Annotated in this window: 17 protein-coding genes; 3 read left to right on the forward strand and 14 right to left on the reverse strand. The window is 56.6% G+C overall.

Features of this window, described 5'->3' with window-relative positions; translation table 11 throughout:
* Nucleotides 1-4 precede the first annotated feature (4 nt).
* Nucleotides 5-1,156, forward strand: a complete 1,152-nt coding sequence (locus tag DQG13_RS25745) for an ABC transporter substrate-binding protein (protein WP_113023052.1) — start codon at nt 5-7, stop codon at nt 1,154-1,156.
* Between the two features lie 74 nt (nt 1,157-1,230).
* Here DQG13_RS25745 and thrS read toward each other — a convergent pair whose 3' ends face one another.
* The 4 genes from thrS to DQG13_RS25760 all read right to left on the reverse strand — a co-directional run bounded on the left by thrS (nt 1,231) and on the right by DQG13_RS25760 (nt 5,163).
* Entirely contained in the window at nt 1,231-2,961 is a 1,731-nt protein-coding gene (thrS, locus tag DQG13_RS25750) for a threonine--tRNA ligase (RefSeq protein ID WP_258525863.1), read from the reverse strand.
* Between the two features lie 223 nt (nt 2,962-3,184).
* Nucleotides 3,185-3,322, reverse strand: coding sequence for a hypothetical protein (locus DQG13_RS30990; RefSeq protein ID WP_181592998.1), 138 nt, complete (start codon nt 3,320-3,322; stop codon nt 3,185-3,187).
* 45 nt (nt 3,323-3,367) lie between these two features.
* Nucleotides 3,368-4,477: a Gfo/Idh/MocA family protein gene (locus DQG13_RS25755; protein WP_113023054.1), complete on the reverse strand. Its 1,110-nt coding sequence runs from the start codon at nt 4,475-4,477 to the stop codon at nt 3,368-3,370.
* Nucleotides 4,478-4,479: 2 nt separating this feature from the next.
* A complete protein-coding gene (locus DQG13_RS25760; RefSeq protein ID WP_113023069.1) occupies nt 4,480-5,163 on the reverse strand; it encodes a ThuA domain-containing protein in 684 nt (227 codons plus the stop codon).
* Nucleotides 5,164-5,328: 165 nt separating this feature from the next.
* Here DQG13_RS25760 and DQG13_RS25765 point away from each other — a divergent pair, with 165 nt between their 5' ends.
* Nucleotides 5,329-6,177 carry an AraC family transcriptional regulator gene (locus DQG13_RS25765; RefSeq protein ID WP_181592999.1) on the forward strand — a complete coding sequence of 283 codons (849 nt, stop codon included), beginning with the start codon at nt 5,329-5,331 and terminating at the stop codon, nt 6,175-6,177.
* A 242-nt stretch (nt 6,178-6,419) separates the two neighbouring features.
* Here DQG13_RS25765 and nfsA read toward each other — a convergent pair whose 3' ends face one another.
* From nfsA to DQG13_RS25785, 4 genes are all read right to left on the reverse strand, one after another.
* Nucleotides 6,420-7,175, reverse strand: coding sequence for an oxygen-insensitive NADPH nitroreductase (nfsA, locus tag DQG13_RS25770; protein ID WP_113023056.1), 756 nt, complete (start codon nt 7,173-7,175; stop codon nt 6,420-6,422).
* Nucleotides 7,176-7,237: 62 nt separating this feature from the next.
* On the reverse strand, nt 7,238-8,599 hold the full coding sequence (locus DQG13_RS25775; RefSeq protein WP_113023057.1) for a PASTA domain-containing protein: 1,362 nt from the start codon (nt 8,597-8,599) through the stop codon (nt 7,238-7,240).
* A 48-nt stretch (nt 8,600-8,647) separates the two neighbouring features.
* The gene (locus tag DQG13_RS25780) at nt 8,648-9,313 is read right to left on the reverse strand and encodes a non-canonical purine NTP pyrophosphatase (RefSeq protein ID WP_113023058.1); all 666 of its coding nucleotides are present in this window, start codon (nt 9,311-9,313) and stop codon (nt 8,648-8,650) included.
* A complete protein-coding gene (locus tag DQG13_RS25785; protein WP_113023059.1) occupies nt 9,310-9,954 on the reverse strand; it encodes an NUDIX hydrolase in 645 nt (214 codons plus the stop codon). The genes DQG13_RS25780 and DQG13_RS25785 overlap by 4 nt, the downstream gene beginning before the upstream one ends.
* Nucleotides 9,955-10,128: 174 nt before the next feature.
* Here DQG13_RS25785 and DQG13_RS25790 point away from each other — a divergent pair, with 174 nt between their 5' ends.
* Nucleotides 10,129-11,073, forward strand: coding sequence for an aldo/keto reductase family protein (locus tag DQG13_RS25790; RefSeq protein WP_113023060.1), 945 nt, complete (start codon nt 10,129-10,131; stop codon nt 11,071-11,073).
* A gap of 337 nt (nt 11,074-11,410) precedes the next feature.
* Here DQG13_RS25790 and DQG13_RS25795 read toward each other — a convergent pair whose 3' ends face one another.
* The 6 genes from DQG13_RS25795 to DQG13_RS25820 form a co-directional block, all read right to left on the reverse strand.
* Nucleotides 11,411-12,232, reverse strand: a complete 822-nt coding sequence (locus DQG13_RS25795; RefSeq protein WP_258525864.1) for an RpnC/YadD family protein — start codon at nt 12,230-12,232, stop codon at nt 11,411-11,413.
* A gap of 225 nt (nt 12,233-12,457) precedes the next feature.
* Nucleotides 12,458-12,970 carry a GyrI-like domain-containing protein gene (locus tag DQG13_RS25800; protein WP_113023062.1) on the reverse strand — a complete coding sequence of 171 codons (513 nt, stop codon included), beginning with the start codon at nt 12,968-12,970 and terminating at the stop codon, nt 12,458-12,460.
* Nucleotides 12,971-13,110: 140 nt separating this feature from the next.
* Complete coding sequence (locus DQG13_RS25805; protein ID WP_113023063.1) at nt 13,111-13,905, reverse strand: formate/nitrite transporter family protein; 795 nt, start codon at nt 13,903-13,905, stop codon at nt 13,111-13,113.
* 12 nt (nt 13,906-13,917) lie between these two features.
* Nucleotides 13,918-14,244, reverse strand: coding sequence for a nitrite reductase small subunit NirD (gene nirD, locus DQG13_RS25810; protein ID WP_113023064.1), 327 nt, complete (start codon nt 14,242-14,244; stop codon nt 13,918-13,920).
* Nucleotides 14,245-14,274: 30 nt separating this feature from the next.
* Nucleotides 14,275-16,725 carry a nitrite reductase large subunit NirB gene (gene nirB / locus DQG13_RS25815; protein ID WP_113023065.1) on the reverse strand — a complete coding sequence of 817 codons (2,451 nt, stop codon included), beginning with the start codon at nt 16,723-16,725 and terminating at the stop codon, nt 14,275-14,277.
* Between the two features lie 217 nt (nt 16,726-16,942).
* Nucleotides 16,943-17,204 (reverse strand): S-layer homology domain-containing protein (locus tag DQG13_RS25820; RefSeq protein WP_146767205.1); only part of this gene is annotated, 262 nt, incomplete at its 5' end.

Here is a 17,204-nt window from a genome sequence, read left to right on the forward strand (position 1 = left end):
TCAGATGAAACGATTGGGATTACGCTTTGCAAAATGTGGACTTTCAGCCGTATTACTGACTGCTTGGCTTTCCGCCTGCGGCTCCTCCGGCAAGGAAACCCCGGGAGCCGCTTCAACGGCTTCTCCTGCTGCCTCTGTTTCGGCGGCCGCCAGTTCCTCCCCTTCCCCCTTCCCATCCGCTCCGGCTTCGGTAACCTTCACCGATTCGGCGGGACGCAAGGTGGAGCTTCCCGCCGGGATTGACCGGATCGCCCCTTCAGGGCAGCTGGCCCAGATGGTCCTGTTTGCCCTAGCCCCGGACAAGCTGGTGGGCCTGTCCAACAAATGGAGCGGCGAAGCGGGCGCCTTCATGGACGAGAAGTATCTGAAGCTGCCGGTATTCGGCCAGTTCTACGGCTCCGCCAATCTGAACAAGGAAGCATTGGCTGCCGCCAAGCCCCAGCTGATTATCGACATCGGCGAAAAGAAAAGCAGCATTGCGGAGGATATGGACGGGGTGCAAAAGCAGTTGGGCATTCCCACTGTCTTCGTGGAGGCCACACTGTCCTCCATGTCTGCCGCTTATGATACCCTGGGGCAAATTCTGGGGATGCCGGAGGAAGCCAAGGTCCTCTCCGATTACACCAAGGAGATCTACACCACCACCACCGATACCATGAAAACAATCGGCGACAAAAAAGCCAAGGTGCTGTACAGTCTTGGAGATACGGGAACCAATGTGATCGCCAAGGGCTCCTTCCATGCCGAGGTGCTGGACCTGATGGCGGACAATGTGGCCGTGGTGGATAATCCCTCCAGCAAAGGCACAGGAAATGAAGTTTCTCTGGAGCAGATTGTCCAATGGAAGCCCGATGTCATCCTATTCGCCCCAGGCAGCATGTACGGCAAGGCTGCCGCCGACCCTGCCTGGAAAACCATGAAGGCTATTTCCGGCAACAGCTACTACGAGGTTCCGGCCAATCCCTTCAACTGGCTGGGCTCGCCTCCTTCCATCAACCGGTATATGGGGATGATCTGGCTCTCCGAGCTGTTGTACCCGGATTCCTTCCAGTATGACATGAAGCAGGAGGTCAGCCGCTTCTATACCCTGTTCTACCACAGCAAGCCGCTGACGGATGAGCAGTATAAGAGCCTGACGGAAAAGGCGATAAAATAGGACAGCGGAAAAAAAGCAGTCCCCCTCCATCCAACGGAAAGGGACTGCTTTTGTGCTGAATATGCGGCTGCCGCTTATTTCCGGGCGGCGATATCCTGCCGGACCAGCCGGATCATCTCATCGGGACTCATGCTGCCCAAATCCCCGACCTCCCGCTTGCGCGCCGAAACAAACCTTCCTGCCGCTTCGGCATCCCCCACTACCAGCATGTACGGGATTTTTTCCATTTGCGCCTGGCGGATTTTGTAGCCCAGCTTCTCCCGGCGCAAATCCGCCTCCGCCCGGATTCCTTCCTGCCACAGAGCTTCCCGCACAGCCAGCGCGTAGTCCGCATGGGCTTCCGAAACCGCCAGCACCTTAACCTGCACCGGCGCCAGCCAAACCGGGAAGGCTCCGGCATAATGCTCAGTCAGCATCCCCATAAACCGGTCAATGGAGCCGTACACTGCCCGGTGAATCACCACCGGACAATGTTTGCCGCCGTCCTCTCCCACATAAGTCAGCCCGAACTTCTGAGGCATCTGGAAATCCAGCTGGATCGTGCCGCATTGCCAGCTCCGTTTCAGCGCATCCCGGATATGGAAGTCGATTTTCGGCCCGTAAAAGGCGCCGTCCCCTTCATTAATTCGGTAGGGAATCCCTTCTTTTTCCAGAACGTTAGAGAGCGCCTTCTCCGCAGTTTCCCACAGCTCCGCCGAACCCATGGAATCCTCCGGCCTTGTGGACAGCTCGACGCTGTATGAGAAGCCGAACACGCCATATACCTGACTGATGAGGGAAATGACTTGGGCGATTTCCTCCTCAATCTGCTCCGGCCGCACAAACAAATGGGCATCATCCTGGCAAAAAGTGCGCACCCGCATCATGCCGTTTAAGGCCCCGGAAAATTCATGGCGGTGCACCTGACCGAACTCCGCCAGCCGGATGGGCAGCTCCCGGTAGGAATGGAGGCTGTTTTTGAAAACCAGCATATGCCCGGGGCAGTTCATCGGCTTCAGGGCATACGCATCCTCATCCACCTGAGTGAAATACATATTGTCCTTGTAGTGATCCCAATGGCCGGAATGCTCCCATAACCGCCTGTTCATCATCAGGGGAGAGCGCCCCTCCCGGTAGCCCTGGCGGTTCTGCGCCTCCCGCAGAAAGCTCTCCAGCTCCGAACGGACCACCAGGCCGTTGGGCAGATAAAAGGGCATACCCGGCGCTTCCTCGGAGAACATAAACAGCTCCAGCTCCCTGCCCAGCTTCCGGTGATCCCGCTTTTGCGCCTCCTCCAGCAGGAGAAGATGCTCCTTGAGCTGCGCCTTTTTGGCAAAAGCTGTGCCGTACACCCGCTGCAGCATCCGCTTGGACGCATCCGCCTGCCAATAGGCCCCGGCCGCATGAAGCAGCTTCATGGCCTTGATTGCTCCAGTGGACGAAAGCGGCGCTCCTTCCTGCAGATCCAGAAAATTCCCCTGTGCATACAAGGCTATTTTTCCGTCTGCCTGCTCAGGCTGCCCGGAAAGCAGCTCCAGCTTATACGGCTCCAGGCGGAGCAGCAGCGCCGCGTCTTCCCGGCTCACCAACCGGCTTGCAATGGGCCGGTCCTCGCGAATGATCTGCTCCATTTCTTTCTCTATGGCGTCCAGATCCTCCGAAGTGAAGGGCTTCGCTACGTCGAAATCATAATAAAACCCATCCTCTGTGACGGCGCTTGCCCCCAGTTTGACCTGTTCCGCCCCGTACAGCTGCTTGACGGCCTGGGCCAGCACATGGGCGGCAGTTTGGCGAATGGCCTGCAGCAGGCGTTTTTCCTTTTCCATACTTGACTCCTCCATTCTCTGCATTCAGGTGAATAAAAAACAAAAAAACGCATCGTCCCCAAAAAGGGACGAGTGCGTTCGGCTCGTGGTTCCACCCTGGTTCAACCTGGCCCAAGTCCGCTTCCATACAGGGAAGCCGGAGCAGGATTCAGGTCCTTGAAGGAGTCCGTTAACGGAAGACCGGCCGGTACCGGATACTGCCGCGGCCACAGAGGCGCAGGGTTCACCGGTACTGCTCCAAAGGGGTAACCTGCGCATCCGTTGCCGGAGAAGCTTTCAGCCGGTGGCTTCTCTCTCTGAACGGCCCGTAAATGGCGGTCATGTCTTTGGTCAAGCGCTGTGCTGTATGAATTGAACTCATATTACCAGCGCCCGTAGCCAAAAGTCAAGAGGCATTCATCACCATTTATGCCGGGTCCAGATAACCCTTGACCAGCCCCGGCGGAAGAGGCGCCGGGCGTTCGCAGGAGGTTTTCAACTGCACATATTGTGCGCTGCCGGAGCTGGTGTGAAAGGCGTGCATGATCTCCAGCACATGCAGCGCCATTTCGCCGTTGGCCCGGTGGGTTCCGCCGGCAACAAGGGAGCGCGCCATATCTGCCACCCCGATGCCTCTGCTGTTCTCATCGTAGGCGTGGATCAGCGGGATTTCCAGCGCTTCCTTGCGCCCGGCAGGCTGCAGCAGAACAGGACCGCCGAAGGTGTTGGGGTCGGGCACGGACAGAGTTCCGCCTGTTCCGTATATCTCGATCCGGGGCAGCTTGCTGCTCCAGATGTCAAAGCTGGTGATCATGGTGGCGACGGCGCCATTGCGGTAGCGGATCGTTCCGGCCACATGGGTGGGAACCTCCACCGGAATCTTTTGCCCGAACTTGGGGGCGCTGGTGATGATTCTTTCCGCATAAGCGGCGGAGGTCATGCCGCATACCGTCTCGGCCGGTCCCAGAAGCGAGGCCAGCGCCGTCAGATAATACGGCCCCATATCGAACATGGGCCCGCCCCCGGCCTGGTAATAAAACTCCGGAGCGGGATGCCAGCCTTCATGGCCATGGCAGGCCATAAAGGCGGTTGCCGCCACAGGCTTGCCGATATAGCCGTCATCAATGAGCTTGCGGCATAGCTGCAGCCCGGCTCCAAGAAAGGTGTCGGGAGCGCAGCCCAGCATCAGCCCTTTTTCCCGGACCAGCTGCACCAGGGCCGTTCCCTCCTCCAGGGAGAGGGTAAGCGGCTTTTCCACGTAGACATGCTTGCCCGCAAGAAGCGCTTGCCGGGATACCTCATAGTGATGCTTCGGCGTGGTCAGATTGACCACGATTTGGATATCGCCGCGCTCCAGCAGCTCGCCTGTGGAGAGGGCATGGGGAATGCCGTGCTGCTCCGCCGCGGCGGCAGCCCTGTCCATATCCAGATCGGCGCAGGCCATCACCCGGGTGTTGGCAAAGGTTTTGGTCAGATTCGTCAGGTAAATTCCGCTGATATTGCCGCAGCCGATAATGCCAATGTTTATTTTGTCCATGGCTATTCCCCCTCCCCGCGACCGGCTGCCCACAGAAATCCCCGGCGCATTAATTCCTTGGCTTCGGGAATATCAAACACATCCGCATGATGACCCAAGGCGTTGTAGAACACCCGCCCTTGCCCCCAGCGTTTGGTATACACTACGGGCATGACGATGCTTCCATTGGCGGAGTGAGGCCCGTCAGATACGGGAAAGGTGGTGGTGGCCAGCACCTGGACAGCAGGGTCCACGTGGAGGTAATACTGCTCGGATACCACCGTAAAATCCCGGATGCCCTCCACAATCGGGCTGGACGAGGAGGCCACCATGTTCACCCGGTATTCCACTCCGTCGTTCAAGGGATGGGCCACCCACTGGGACCCGGTCATAAATTGCCATTCCGTACTGTTCCGGAAGGCGTCGCACATCCCCCCGTGGCAGCCTGCCAGCCCAACGCCGGACTCCACTGCCTTCAGCACGGGATGCAGCTGCTCCTTCTTGATCTCTCCCATGGTCCATACGGGAACGATCAGATGTAAAGCCATTAGCTTGTCCTGATCCAGGAAGCTGTCCAAGGTATCGGAAATCTCCACCTGAAATCCTTCCTGCTCCAGAATATCCGTGAAAACGCGGGATACCTGGGTGGGCTCATGCCCCTCCCAGCCCCCTTTGACAATCAGGGCCTGCCGCTTTGCGTTTGCCATTTTGCTTCGCCATCCTTTCTGCTTTGCGCAGATCAGTTGATTCGCCTTTATTGTACGCCTGAGCCGGGATGGTTTCTCGCCATTTTCATTGAGGATATGGACATTTTTTGCTATATTTATCCCACTGAGATTGTTAACAGAAACACTTCGCAAGGGGGTATGAGGATGAAGGCCTTTCACGAGAACAGACGTTACCGGACGAACCTCCGCTTTCAATCCTTTTTGACGCGCAACATCCATTTCCTGGCCCATTGGCATCAGGAGGTGGAATTGGTTTATGTGAAGGAAGGCGCTGTCTGGATGGGGGTGAATCGGGAGGTGCGCAGGCTTGTGCAAGGGGACTTTGCCTTTTGCGCCAGCGGGGATATCCATTTTTATGACAGCAAGGAAGAGTCTTCTGCGCTGCTGATCCAGATTTTTCATCCCGGACTGGCAGGCTTGCCGGGAGGCTGGCCCCAGGATGTGCGGCTGCTCTCGCCGTTTTTGACGAAAACCTCCGGCGCCCGCTCCGCGGAGGAATACGGAGTGCTGGCTAACCTCATGGCCGGGCTAATGGAGCGCGCCCATGAGGAATGGCAGCAGGCTGGCCCTTGCTACGAACGAATCATTACCGGTCTCCTCCACGAAATGTGCGGTTATGCGGAGCGGCATATGGAGCTGGAACCGGCGGATGAGGGCAATGCCAAACGGCGTTTGGCCAATATGAAGGTGATGCAGCGGGTGCTGGATTTTCTGGAAGAGGCGTATACCGGAGAGATTACTATGGAGCAGGCCGCCCAGGCGGCGCAGATGAGCCCCTTCTACTTCTCCCGGTTTTTCCGCGGGATGACGGGTATGAGCTTCCCCGCTTATCTCAATTCCATCCGCGTCAGCCGGGCGGAGGAATTGATCCGCAGCACCAACCGGACCATGCTGGACATTGCCCTGGAATGCGGCTTCAGCAATGTGCGCACCTTCAACCGGGTGTTCCGGCAATTCCACGGAAGCTCACCCAGCCGCCTGCGGCAAGGGTGAGTGCCTTGGGGTCTGTCCGACGGAGTTGCTTAAGCGAATCAATATTCATCCGATTTCATTCCTTACCGGGAAAGGAGTGCCTTGGAAGCTCAAACAGTTTTGTCGGCCTTGATTTTATTGAATGTTTAAGGTGTCAATGCCGCCAAAAAAACTCGCCCTCAAGTCACTCCTTTCCCTCCCAGTCATTCCATCATGAATATTTATTCGCGTTTTTCTTTCATCGGACAGACCCCTTGGGGTTATTACTCCAACGGCAGCTTCCGGCTCCCCAGAAATTCCTTCATGTAAAGCCGCTTCGGGTTTTTTAGCTGCTTGGCGATTCCCGCCGTCCATCCTTCCGCCCGTTTGCCCTCCGTCCGCTCGGCATAATAACGGGACATTTGAGCGTTATAGGCTTGAAGAAGCTCCGTATGGGCCTGATCTTCCGTATACTCCTCCTCATGGTAAACCGCGGCCATGGGCAGCCTGGGTTTCACCGCGGAGGGCTGGGCCGGTTCGCCGATGCAGAGGGCAAACAGCGGGATCACCCGTTCCGGCGTTTTGAGCAGCTCCACAACTTCGGGAAGCCGGTTGCGCAGCCCCCCGATATAGACGGTCCCCAGCCCCTGGGATTCAGCGGCGACCACCGCATTTTGGGCAGCAAGAGCGGCATCGATTACCCCGACCATGAAGGTTTCCACGGATTGGAGTGCGGTTAGTGTCTTCTCCACGGAGACCCCTTCCAGCTCCGCTGCAAGTGACAACCGGTGCAGATCCAGGCAAAACACCAGCAAATGGCCGTTTTGGGCTACATAAGGCTGGTTGCCGGCCAGCTCGGCAAGCTGTTCCTTCTTCTGCGGATCGCGGATGCCGATAATGGAATACGCCTGGACAAAGCTGGAGGAGGGCGCCGCTTGGGCGCTTTGGATAATGGTCTGCAGCTCCTCCCGCGTAAGCGGCCTTTCTTTGAATTCGCGGATGGAGCGATGCTGCAAAAGGATTTGAATGGTATCGTTCACGGTCTTCCCTCCTGTGGTGTCACTTCATTTAGTTAACATAATACTTATTATGTTACTTTATATCACGATTTTCCCTTGCTTACCCAAAACTTTACTTTATCCCCTTTTACCGCCGCTGTCCCGGCTGCCGGTTCCTGCCGGAACACGGTGTTTTTCGCGGCCTCCCCGGTCTCCAGCACATATTCGTATCTCAAGCCTGCCTTCAATGCAGCTTGGGAGGCTTCCTCCAGAGTTTTCCCCGTTAAGGCGGGGACCGTAGTTTGTTCGGTTTGACCCGCTTCTGCTGCCGGCTTGCTGGCAGACGGCGCACCGGGGGAAGGCGAAACCCGCGGCGAAGAAGCCGGTGTGGGAGAGGCTGTGCCTGCCTGCGGCTTTGCCGATGCGGCAGCTCCTTTGGCGGGAGAACCGCCGGCGGCGGCTGAAGCTTCTGCGGAGTTTGCCGTCCCCGATACCGCTGAGGCGGCAGGCGGCTCCGCAGAGGGCGGCCGGGTCACATACCAAATGCCCACAACGCCAAGAAATCCGATGAGCATCACAATGGCGCTGAACCAGAGCCACGGCCGCAGCCGGGATGAAGCGGCAGTCTCCTCCTCTTCGTCTTCCTCCGGGGGAGGAACCGGGTCGGCATACTGCCGGACTGGCTCTTTAGCGGGTTTGGCGGAGGCTTCCTCCTGCTTTTTCCGGCTTCTTCTGGCCATCGCGCCAACTTCAGCTTGCTCCGGGGCTTCCGGAACTTGGGGTCGGGGGTTCAGCAGCCCCGCTATGCCCTCCTCCATCCGGCGCAGGGTGCAGGACGGCAAAAAAGCGGAGCTTGCCCAATCCGCTGCCTCCTGCGGTCCGCCTCCGGGCAACCCGTCCAGACGGCGGCCGACGGCCTGTTGAAATTCCCGCATGGATGCCGGTCCGGCGGTGCCGTCCGTGCACAGCTGGTACAAAAGCGTGGCAAAACCAAACACATCCCGCTCTTTTTCCGGTGCAGCCAGCCAATATTGAATGATCTGGAGCCTTCCGGCATGATCCAGCCACAGATTCTCCGCCGTAATCGCAAAATCCGGCAGCCGCTCCCGCTTGGCCTCGCGGATGGCGGGAATCAGCTCCTTCAGCTGCTCCAGAATGACCCGGCCGCTCCAGCCCAGGGTATGAATCCTGTCGGACAGCCGGAAGCCTTCTTTTTTGGCCAGGACGGCATAGACCTCGGTTCCGGTTACCGAAACATCAAGAATATGCATGAACCGGTTATGGGAAAAACGGGCCGCCGCCCCCAACCGGCGCAGCAGCTCCTCCTTCTCGACATCGCTTAATACAACTGTCCGCCACAAAAGCACCTCGCGGTTCAGCTTCGGGTCCCGGGCGGCAGCCAGCCAGCCGTCGGCGGCTTTGCTCCAGGGTTCGGATAATTGATAACGCTCAGCAAAAAATTGCATGATGATTCCCCCTTCTCCTTACACTCTTACTATATTCGGGAGAAGGCTTCATTTTCCGGCTTGTTCAAGTTTTCTTGGAATATTCTGCAGACCGGAAAGACTGTTGGCGAAAAATTGCCGGAAAGCCGCGCTGATCTCCTCTTCAAATACACTGTTGTGCTCGTCTTGCATGTCCATGTAATAGTTTCCGCTGGCGATCTCCACCGAGATGGAATCCAGCGGAAATCCCTCGTCCCGGGCGGGATGGGGCGTGTCCACCAGCAGAAAGGCGGAGCCGGCCAGCTCATCCCCGTCGTATTCGACCACATGCCCTTCATCCAGCACCAGACAAATGGCATTCCGGTAGCGCGCCTTAACGGCTCCGCCGTGGGCTTTTGCCAACTCCGTATAATGCCGGATCATTTCCTCGTCTGTCAGCACCCGGCCGTTTACCCGGCGGACATGCACACCCGGCTGCTCTTCCTTGGTCAACCCATCGATATATAAACCGGAGTCGCAGGAAAAAACAGGCTGTCCCAAGGCATGGTAATACGCCAGCGCCTTGATCCGGGCATTCTCCAGCGGCTCCTTGCCGCTTTCGTCCACCTCCGGAAGCACCGCGCCTGCGGCCGCTGCGGCTTCCCTCAATCCGGCCAGCTCCACGGGCATATCCCGGAGCATTTCCTTCATGGTTTTCAGCTTGGCGGGATTCCCCGTTCCATAGATAAGCTTCATATGTTCCTCCCGCTGGTCAACTGCCCGATCCCCGTAAGCAGCTTATCGTAATAGCTTTCTGAATTGGGGGTGATCTCCTCCAGCGTAATCCGCCGCTCTATTATCTGCGGAGAATTGCCCCAGTCATCGTAAATGACGCCCCTGGCGGATGCGGCTTCCGCCCTCCCCCGGACCAGCGCTTCCCATTCGCCAACCGGTACGGCCAAAAGACCGGATACCTCCTCAGCCTGAAGCTTGTACTCCTCCAAAGGCAAGGCGCAAGCATACAGATGGATGTGGGAGAACTCCCGGTCGATTAGACCGTGTGGAAAAATATATTCGTCTGCGGACACGCCGGCGAAAAGCAGCTCCGGGTAAGAGGCGGTGATGCCCAACTCCTCCTGCAGCTCCCGCAAGCCATTCTCCACTTGTTCTCCAGCCAGCAAATGTCCGGCGCAGGACACATCCAGCAAACCGGGAAAGGTATCCTTGTCCCGGTGGCGCAGCTGCAGCAATATTTCCCAGCCGCGGCTTCCCTTGCGGAGAATCCAGCAGTGGAAGGTCCGGTGCCACAGTCCTTGGGCATGGGCCTCCCGGCGGGTTGCCGTTCCAAGCCTGTTCATATGTTCATCAAAAATATCAAAATATTCATCCTGTGCCATTTGGACAAGTTTCACCTCTTGCCCATTTTAGCACTATCCCCCAGCCCACTTCCACTCTATGGAGGGACACTTACCTCAACGTAACCTAGTAATAATCATTTCAGTACTTTTAAAAAACGGCCAAGTGGGCTAGGATGAAATAGTGTTCCGATAAACCTGAAGGAGGAATGTTCCGTGCAATACCGCAAATTGGGCAAAACCGGATTAAAGGTGAGTGAAATCAGCCTTGGCAGCTGGCTGACCTACGGCGGCTATGTGGAAAAGGAAAATGCGGTGCAGTCCATCCATAAAGCGTACGAGCTGGGGATTAATTTTTTCGATACGGCCAATGTGTATGAGCGGGGAGAAGCGGAAAAGGTTGTCGGCGAAGCGCTCCGCGAATATAAACGGGATAGCTATGTTCTGGCCACCAAGGTGTTTTGGCCCATGGGGGAAGGCCCCAATGACCGCGGCTTGTCCCGCAAGCATGTTTTTGAGCAGCTCCATGCCAGCCTCCGGCGGCTGGGCACGGATTATGTGGATATTTATTACTGCCACCGCTTCGATCCGGAAACCCCGGTGGAGGAAACCCTGCGCACCATCGACGACCTGGTGACCCAAGGCAAGATTCTGTATGCAGGCGTCAGCGAATGGACCGCCGTCCAAATGGCGGAGGCGCTGTCCGTGGCGGACAAGTACCTGCTGGACCGCATTGTGGTCAACCAGCCGGTGTACAACATGTTTAACCGTTATATTGAAAAGGACATCATCCCCCTCGGCCAGGAAAAGGGAATCGGCCAAGTGGTCTTCTCGCCGTTGGCGCAAGGCCTGTTAAGCGGCAAATACACCTCCTTGTCGGATATCCCCGCCGACAGCCGGGCCGCCAAACTGGAGAACATGCGCAAGGGCCTGACTGAGGAGAAAATCGCCAAGGTTATTCAGCTGAATGCCGTTGCCAAGGAGCTGGGCATCACTGTAGCGCAGCTGGCGCTGGCCTGGATTCTGCGGCAGCCCAACGTGGCCAGCGCCTTGGTGGGCGCAAGCCGCCCGCAGCAGGTGGTGGAGAATGCGGCAGCCTCGGGCATCACCCTGGCGCCGGAGGTTCTGGAGAAAATCGAGGGCATACTGGGGGCCAACTAAGATTTTTCGAGGGGAGGGGCCTGTTTCCCCCCTTGGAGATATGGAATATGGACACAGGTTCCGTTATTCGCGAAAAAACCGGCCTTTTGCTTTCCACGCGGACAGATGATCCGTTAACATGTCCCAAACAGCCGATTTAGGCGGTCAGAAGAGCAAATAAGGAATCGTGTGTCCGCGAAATCCTCTAAAGCGCATATTTTTGAACAATAGCGGAATGTCAGTCCGGATAGCTGGCTGGCTAGGAAATATTTGCGTTTGTTTAGCTCTGCGGAAGCGGAAAAAGCCTGTTCTGCCGTCAAGGCAGGCAGGCTTTTATGCCGTTATGTTGCAGGCCCGGTTATTCCTGCACTTGCACCGAATCAGACTCCTTCAGAGCAGCCAGCTCCGTCTCCGACAAGCCTGTAGCCTTCAGGATTACGGATGGGTCCAGCCCCATTGCCAGGAGCTTTGCCGCAACCCCTTCCACTCCTTTCTTCAATCCTTCCTCCTCGCCCTCTTCCCGGGCCAGCCTCATCCTATTGGTCTCCCATCTCATCGCAGGACCTCCTTCATCTCCAAAAATACGCTCCAGCTCTTCCTGGACCAGAAGCTCCTCTTCCTTCTTCAAGATCAGATAGCTGTCGAAGAAAACCGTTAATAATTCCATCCTTGCCGGGTCCAGCTCCATCCGGGTCATCATCCGCACAAATTCCAATTTGATCTGGATTTTCTCACTTTTATTATAACCCATGCTGCTGAGCAATGCAGCAGCCACCGGATTGTCGGACTGGATAAAATCCCGCCAATTGTATTTGCGGAGCTGCACCCGGAAATATTTGAATTGCATCACCTGCAAAAACGGCAGGCTCCAGCCGAAGAAATCCGGCTCGTCCAGCTTTTTGCGGTGGCTGATGACGGCCACGGGCAATACCGGCAGACGGTACTTCTCGTACAGCCGGGAAGCATACAAAAACATCCGTTCGGGATATCGCTCCTCATAATACGACTGCGGCTCCACATGGACCAGCAGAAAAATCTCCTCCTCCCTAAGCCGCGTTTTTACCAGCAGATCCAGACGCCGCTTGCTTCCTCCCGTAATGTCCGTCACCAATTCCTCCGACAGAAACTCCACACGGGAAAAGTCCAGCTGCACCGCCGCCTCGGCAAAAAACAACTCCATAAATTCACGGAAAAAGGTTTGCAGCAATTCCTTGTATAAACGGTCATGATCAACGATGGCTATTCACTCTCCTTTCGCAACAAAAAAGCACACCTCAACCGCCTTTCTTCCGAAAGGACAGTCAACGTGTGCTTCACGATGCGATTTATTTTGGTGAGGCTATCGTACCATACAATCCGCTCACATTCAAGCGCTTCCAAAAATCATTTAACACCATTAACCATATTATTTAATGGCATAAAGAATATCAAAATCAAAGGCTTCGATCCCCTCCGCCGGTATTTCAAAAGGATTTACAGGCTTCAAGCGGTTGGCTTCTACAGTCCATGCCCCCTCCGAATTATCGATGGTACAGCCCTGACGGATCGCCCATTCCCGCAGCTCCCCGTACATCCGGTACATCTCCTCCTTGCCGCCAACACACGGGGCTGCCACGTAACGCCTGGAGGGAATGACCACCTGCTCCACCTGCTCCGGCAGACCGTCGAAGCTTTTTACCTGCATCCCCACCCAAAGGGTATGGTTATCTCCCTTGCCCTGGCCTTCCAACCCCCATTGGGGATAGATCACATAGCCGATGGAATCGTTTACAATCAGGGATTTATTATCCGCCAGCGCGGCCTGAAGCTCCTGCCACGCCCGTCTCACGTCCTTGCCCAGCTGAAAATCCGCATGGGCCCCCTCGGCTCTAAGCACCGCCAATTGCAACTGATCCTTTGCTACAACAGTCGCTTCCATTTTATCCCTCCTCTTTTTCTCCTCTATTATGATCCTTTCCAATATGCACCGTCAAGGAAACCGCTGTTTTCTTTAAAGCCAAAAATAAGCCCTTCCCACCAAACGATGGGAAGAGCTTATGAGGCTGTGCAGCACATGTTTTACGTATCCAGCTTTTTGGCGCCCAAGCGGATGGGGGTGATAAACCAATACATCATCGCCAGGAATACGATGCCGCCCACCATATTTCCCAATGTCACCGGAATCATGTTATGAAACCAGCCGGCCAGGGATACGGTTTCCGGGTGAGGCAGCACCAGAGCCAGCCCCAGCACCGTCATATTGGCGATGCTGTGCTCGTAGCCGGAGGCGATAAAGCCGAAGAGCATCCACCAGATCAGGATCAGCTTGGCGGAATCGCTTTTGGCCCGCATGGAGGTCCAGATGGCCAGACAGACAAACCAGTTGCAGAGAATGCCGCGGAAAAAGGCCTGCCAGAAGGGAATCGCCATCTTCTTGGCCGCCGATGCCATAAGCAGATGATCCGCTTTAATGCCGCTGAAGATGCCGGAGCCCTTTACCAGCAGCACCAAAACCATGGCGCCGATCAAATTGCCCAGGAAGCACCAGAACCAATTCTTCCAGGCATCCCGCCAACGGGTGGCTCCTGTCAGCGAGCTTAGGGTAAAGATCATATTATTCCCGGTAAAAAGCTCAGCTCCGGCGAAAATAACCAGGGTCAAGGCTACGCCGAAGCTGGCGCCCATAACCAAAGAGGTAACAGGAGACTTGATGGCAGCCAAAGGAGCCCCTACCGAAAAAATCAGCACAATGCCCAGGCCTACATAAGCCCCGGCCAAACCCGCGGCGGTCAGATACCGGAGCAGGCTTTCATCCATCAGCTTTTTGCGCTTTAAGGCCGAATCCACAACGGTTTCAATCGATTCACGATACATCCGCCTGCCCCCTTACCGGCTGTCCGTGCCGATGCTGACTTTCCCCGCTTCCACCCGTACGGGATACACCTTCACTTGGCCGTTGTCAGGGGCTTGGACTTCCCCGGTTACCAGGCTGATTTTCCAGTCATATAACGGGTCGTACAGATATTCCCCGCTGACCAAACCTTCACTGATAATGCCGCCCTTGCGGTGGGGATTGCGGTTCTCCAAAGCGACAATCCGCCCGTCCGTCAGACGGAACACCACAATTTCCTCTTCTCCCAGCTGCACCCGGACGCCGATCCGGCTGGGAAACCGCTCCACAGGGCCGATTTCCACATACGTTAACTCTGCCATTGCTCTTCTCCCCTTTGCTCCAAATCGGTCTTAAAGCTGGCGCACGGCCACATTCTCATAAAGCGAACGCTGCAGCCCGCTGTCATTGCGCACCTTCATCCAAGGGTCCTCCAGTTGGGCAAGGGCCAGCTCCACCCGCTCCACAAGAGCTTTGCGGGATTCCAGATTGTCGACAACGGCCTCACGGATGGCCTCCAGACCCATCCGTTCCACCCACTCGCTGGTCCGCTCGCCGAACCTGCCGGTTTCCCGGTAAAACTGGATGTATGCGCCGCAAATGTCCACCAGCTCTTCATCGGTTTTGACCTTGCAGAGAAGATCGGCCCCTCTCAATTTAATGCCCCCGTTGCCGCCTACAAAAATATCCCAGCCGCCGTCATTGCCCACCACGCCGAAATCCTTGGTGCCGGATTCCGCACAGTTGCGGGGGCAGCCGTTTACCGCCATTTTGAACTTGGCCGGCATCCACAGGCGTTCAAACTTCTTCTCCAGCTCAATGCCCACGCCGATGGAATCCTGGGTGCCGAAGCGGCAGAAGCGGTTGCCCACGCAGGTTTTCACCGTGCGCAGGGACTTGGCATAGCCATAGCCGGAAGGCATATCCAGCTCCTCCCATACCTTGGGCAGATCCTCCTTCTTCACGCCCAGAAGATCGAGGCGCTGGCCGCCGGTCACCTTGACCATCTTCACATCGTACTTCTCCGCTACTTGGGCAATTTTCTTCAATTCGGAAGGGCTGGTAACGCCGCCGTACATCCGCGGGATCACACTGAAGGTGCCGTCCTTCTGGATATTGGCATGAAGCCGCTCGTTGACAAAACGGGATTCCCGCTCATCCTCATATTCCTCCGGCCAGATCATGCCCAGGTAATAGTTCAGGGCAGGACGGCACTTGGAGCAGCCCTCCGGCTCCTGCCATTCCAGCACATTCATCACTTCGCGGACGGAATGGAGACCTTTTTCGCGGATAGCCGCTACAATTTCATCCCGGCCCTTGTCCGTGCAGCCGCAGATACCGGCTTTGGCAGGCGCGCCTGCCGCATAATCGGCCCCCAGGGCGGAAGCCAGCAATGCCTCCACCATGGGCTTGCAGCCGCCGCAGGAACGGGTTGCGCCGGTATGCTGCTTGATCTCCTCCACGCTGGCCCATCCGTCGTTCCGAATACCCGCCAGAATGGCGCCCTTGGTAACGCCGTTGCAGCCGCAGACAATATCCTCATCGGCCATGGCCTCCACGGCATTGGACTTGCCGCCTCCGCAGCAGCCTCCGCCGCCCATCAACGCCTGGTGGATGTCCTCTGTCATCTCCGCCTGTTCCGCAGACCAGCGGGCAAGACGGACAGACTCCGCCACATCGCCAAAGAGTACGCCGCCGACAATGACATTGCCCCGAAGCAGAATTTTCTTATAAATCTTTTTCCACGGATCATGGACCGTCAATGCCGTCAAACCCGGAGCATCAAGGAACTCTCCGGCGGAAAAGACATCCACGCCCGATACCTTCAGCTTCGTGGATACAGTGGAGCCGGTATAGGGCGCTGTATCAATGCCGCAGAGATGCTTGGCCAATACGGCTCCCTGCTCATAGAGGGGGGCCACCAGTCCGTAGCACATGCCGCGGTGCTCATTGCATTCGCCCACTGCATAAATCCCTTCAATTTCGGTGCGCATATAATCGTCCACAAGAATGCCGCGGTTTACGGGAATCCCGCTGGCCCGGGCCAGCTCCGCATTGGGCTTGATGCCTGCGGCCATCACCACGAAGTCCGTCTCCAGCACACGGCCGTCGGCAAACCGGATGCCTGTCACCCGGCTGTCCCCCAGAAGCTCCGCCGTTTGCGCCTGCATCAGGAAGGACAGGCCCCGGGCCTCCATCTCCGCCTTCAGCATCCCCGCCGAAACCGGGTCAAGCTGGCGCTCCATTAAACGGTCCATCAGGTGAATGACGGTTACCTCCATGCCCAGCTCCTTCAGTCCCCGGGCTGCCTCCAGCCCCAACAAGCCGCCTCCGATTACGGCCGCCTTGGGGTATGCCGCAGCCGCCTCCATCATCGTTTCACAATCCTGAATGCTGCGGAAGCCCACAACCCCTTCTTTATCTGCGCCGGGAACGGGAAGGATGAACGGCTTGGAACCTGTAGCGATGATCAGCTTGTCATACTCTACAGCATCGCCGTTATCCAGCTGCACCAATTTTTCTTCCGTATCTATACGCTCAGCCTTGGTGCCGATAAGAAGGCGGATGCCGTTTTCCGCATACCATTCCAGCGGGTTCAGCACAATATCCGGCAGCGCCTTGCTGCCCTCCAGCACATAGGACAATTGAATCCGGTTGTAATTGGGATGGGGCTCTTCCCCAATAACGGTGATCTCGTATTGGTGCGGCTGAAGCTTGAGAATTTGTTCAATAACATTCATGCCGGCCATTCCGTTGCCGATAAGCACCAGCTTTTCTCTGCAAAGGCTGCAATTTGTAGTCATGGACAGGCTCCTCTCCATTCCTCGAAGCATTATGAGACCGGCGCTCAGAAAACGTGAATTTGTTCACATACCTGCCGGCAAGCTTCTTTGGATCAATATCTATTGGTAAGCAGATTATAATCAATTCAAATAAAAAAATCGGTAACTGATGTTACCGATTTTCCAAGCCATCCGACAAAATAATTTTTGATTTTGGGAAAACTGCTGATTATAGCCTTTATTGGATTGCCGCCGCCGACATAATCTCCGCATACGCCCAATGTCCGGCGGGCAAATCCTTGTATGCCGCTTCCTGCATAGCCGCCGCCTCACCGGGCACACCGCTGCGGCCCAGCATACGGTTAAGGAGCACAACCGTTTCCGCCCGGGTCAGCGGCTGGTCCGGCCGGAAGCTTCCGTCCGGGTAACCGGTGAGAATGCCGCGGGAGGCCAGGAGGCGCACCGCTTTCTCCGCCCAATGTCCGGCTGTGTCGGCAAAG

The sequence above is a fragment of the Paenibacillus sp. YN15 genome, from assembly GCF_003285005.1.
In the GTDB taxonomy this organism is placed as follows: domain Bacteria; phylum Bacillota; class Bacilli; order Paenibacillales; family NBRC-103111; genus Paenibacillus_AR.

Bases quoted from the DNA above. Each gene is read 5' to 3' on its own strand.
- DQG13_RS25745 (WP_113023052.1), top strand. From the start codon at position 5: ATGAAACGATTGGGATTACGCTTTGCAAAATGTGGACTTTCAGCCGTA.
- thrS (WP_258525863.1), bottom strand. From the start codon at position 2,961: ATGGAAAAGGAAAAACGCCTGCTGCAGGCCATTCGCCAAACTGCCGCC.
- DQG13_RS30990 (WP_181592998.1), bottom strand. From the start codon at position 3,322: ATGAGTTCAATTCATACAGCACAGCGCTTGACCAAAGACATGACCGCC.
- DQG13_RS25755 (WP_113023054.1), bottom strand. From the start codon at position 4,477: ATGGACAAAATAAACATTGGCATTATCGGCTGCGGCAATATCAGCGGA.
- DQG13_RS25760 (WP_113023069.1), bottom strand. From the start codon at position 5,163: ATGGCAAACGCAAAGCGGCAGGCCCTGATTGTCAAAGGGGGCTGGGAG.
- DQG13_RS25765 (WP_181592999.1), top strand. From the start codon at position 5,329: ATGAAGGCCTTTCACGAGAACAGACGTTACCGGACGAACCTCCGCTTT.
- DQG13_RS25775 (WP_113023057.1), bottom strand. From the start codon at position 8,599: ATGCAATTTTTTGCTGAGCGTTATCAATTATCCGAACCCTGGAGCAAA.
- DQG13_RS25780 (WP_113023058.1), bottom strand. From the start codon at position 9,313: ATGAAGCTTATCTATGGAACGGGGAATCCCGCCAAGCTGAAAACCATG.
- DQG13_RS25785 (WP_113023059.1), bottom strand. From the start codon at position 9,954: ATGGCACAGGATGAATATTTTGATATTTTTGATGAACATATGAACAGG.
- DQG13_RS25795 (WP_258525864.1), bottom strand. From the start codon at position 12,232: ATGGAGTTGTTTTTTGCCGAGGCGGCGGTGCAGCTGGACTTTTCCCGT.
- DQG13_RS25800 (WP_113023062.1), bottom strand. From the start codon at position 12,970: ATGGAAGCGACTGTTGTAGCAAAGGATCAGTTGCAATTGGCGGTGCTT.
- DQG13_RS25805 (WP_113023063.1), bottom strand. From the start codon at position 13,905: ATGTATCGTGAATCGATTGAAACCGTTGTGGATTCGGCCTTAAAGCGC.
- nirD (WP_113023064.1), bottom strand. From the start codon at position 14,244: ATGGCAGAGTTAACGTATGTGGAAATCGGCCCTGTGGAGCGGTTTCCC.
- nirB (WP_113023065.1), bottom strand. From the start codon at position 16,725: ATGACTACAAATTGCAGCCTTTGCAGAGAAAAGCTGGTGCTTATCGGC.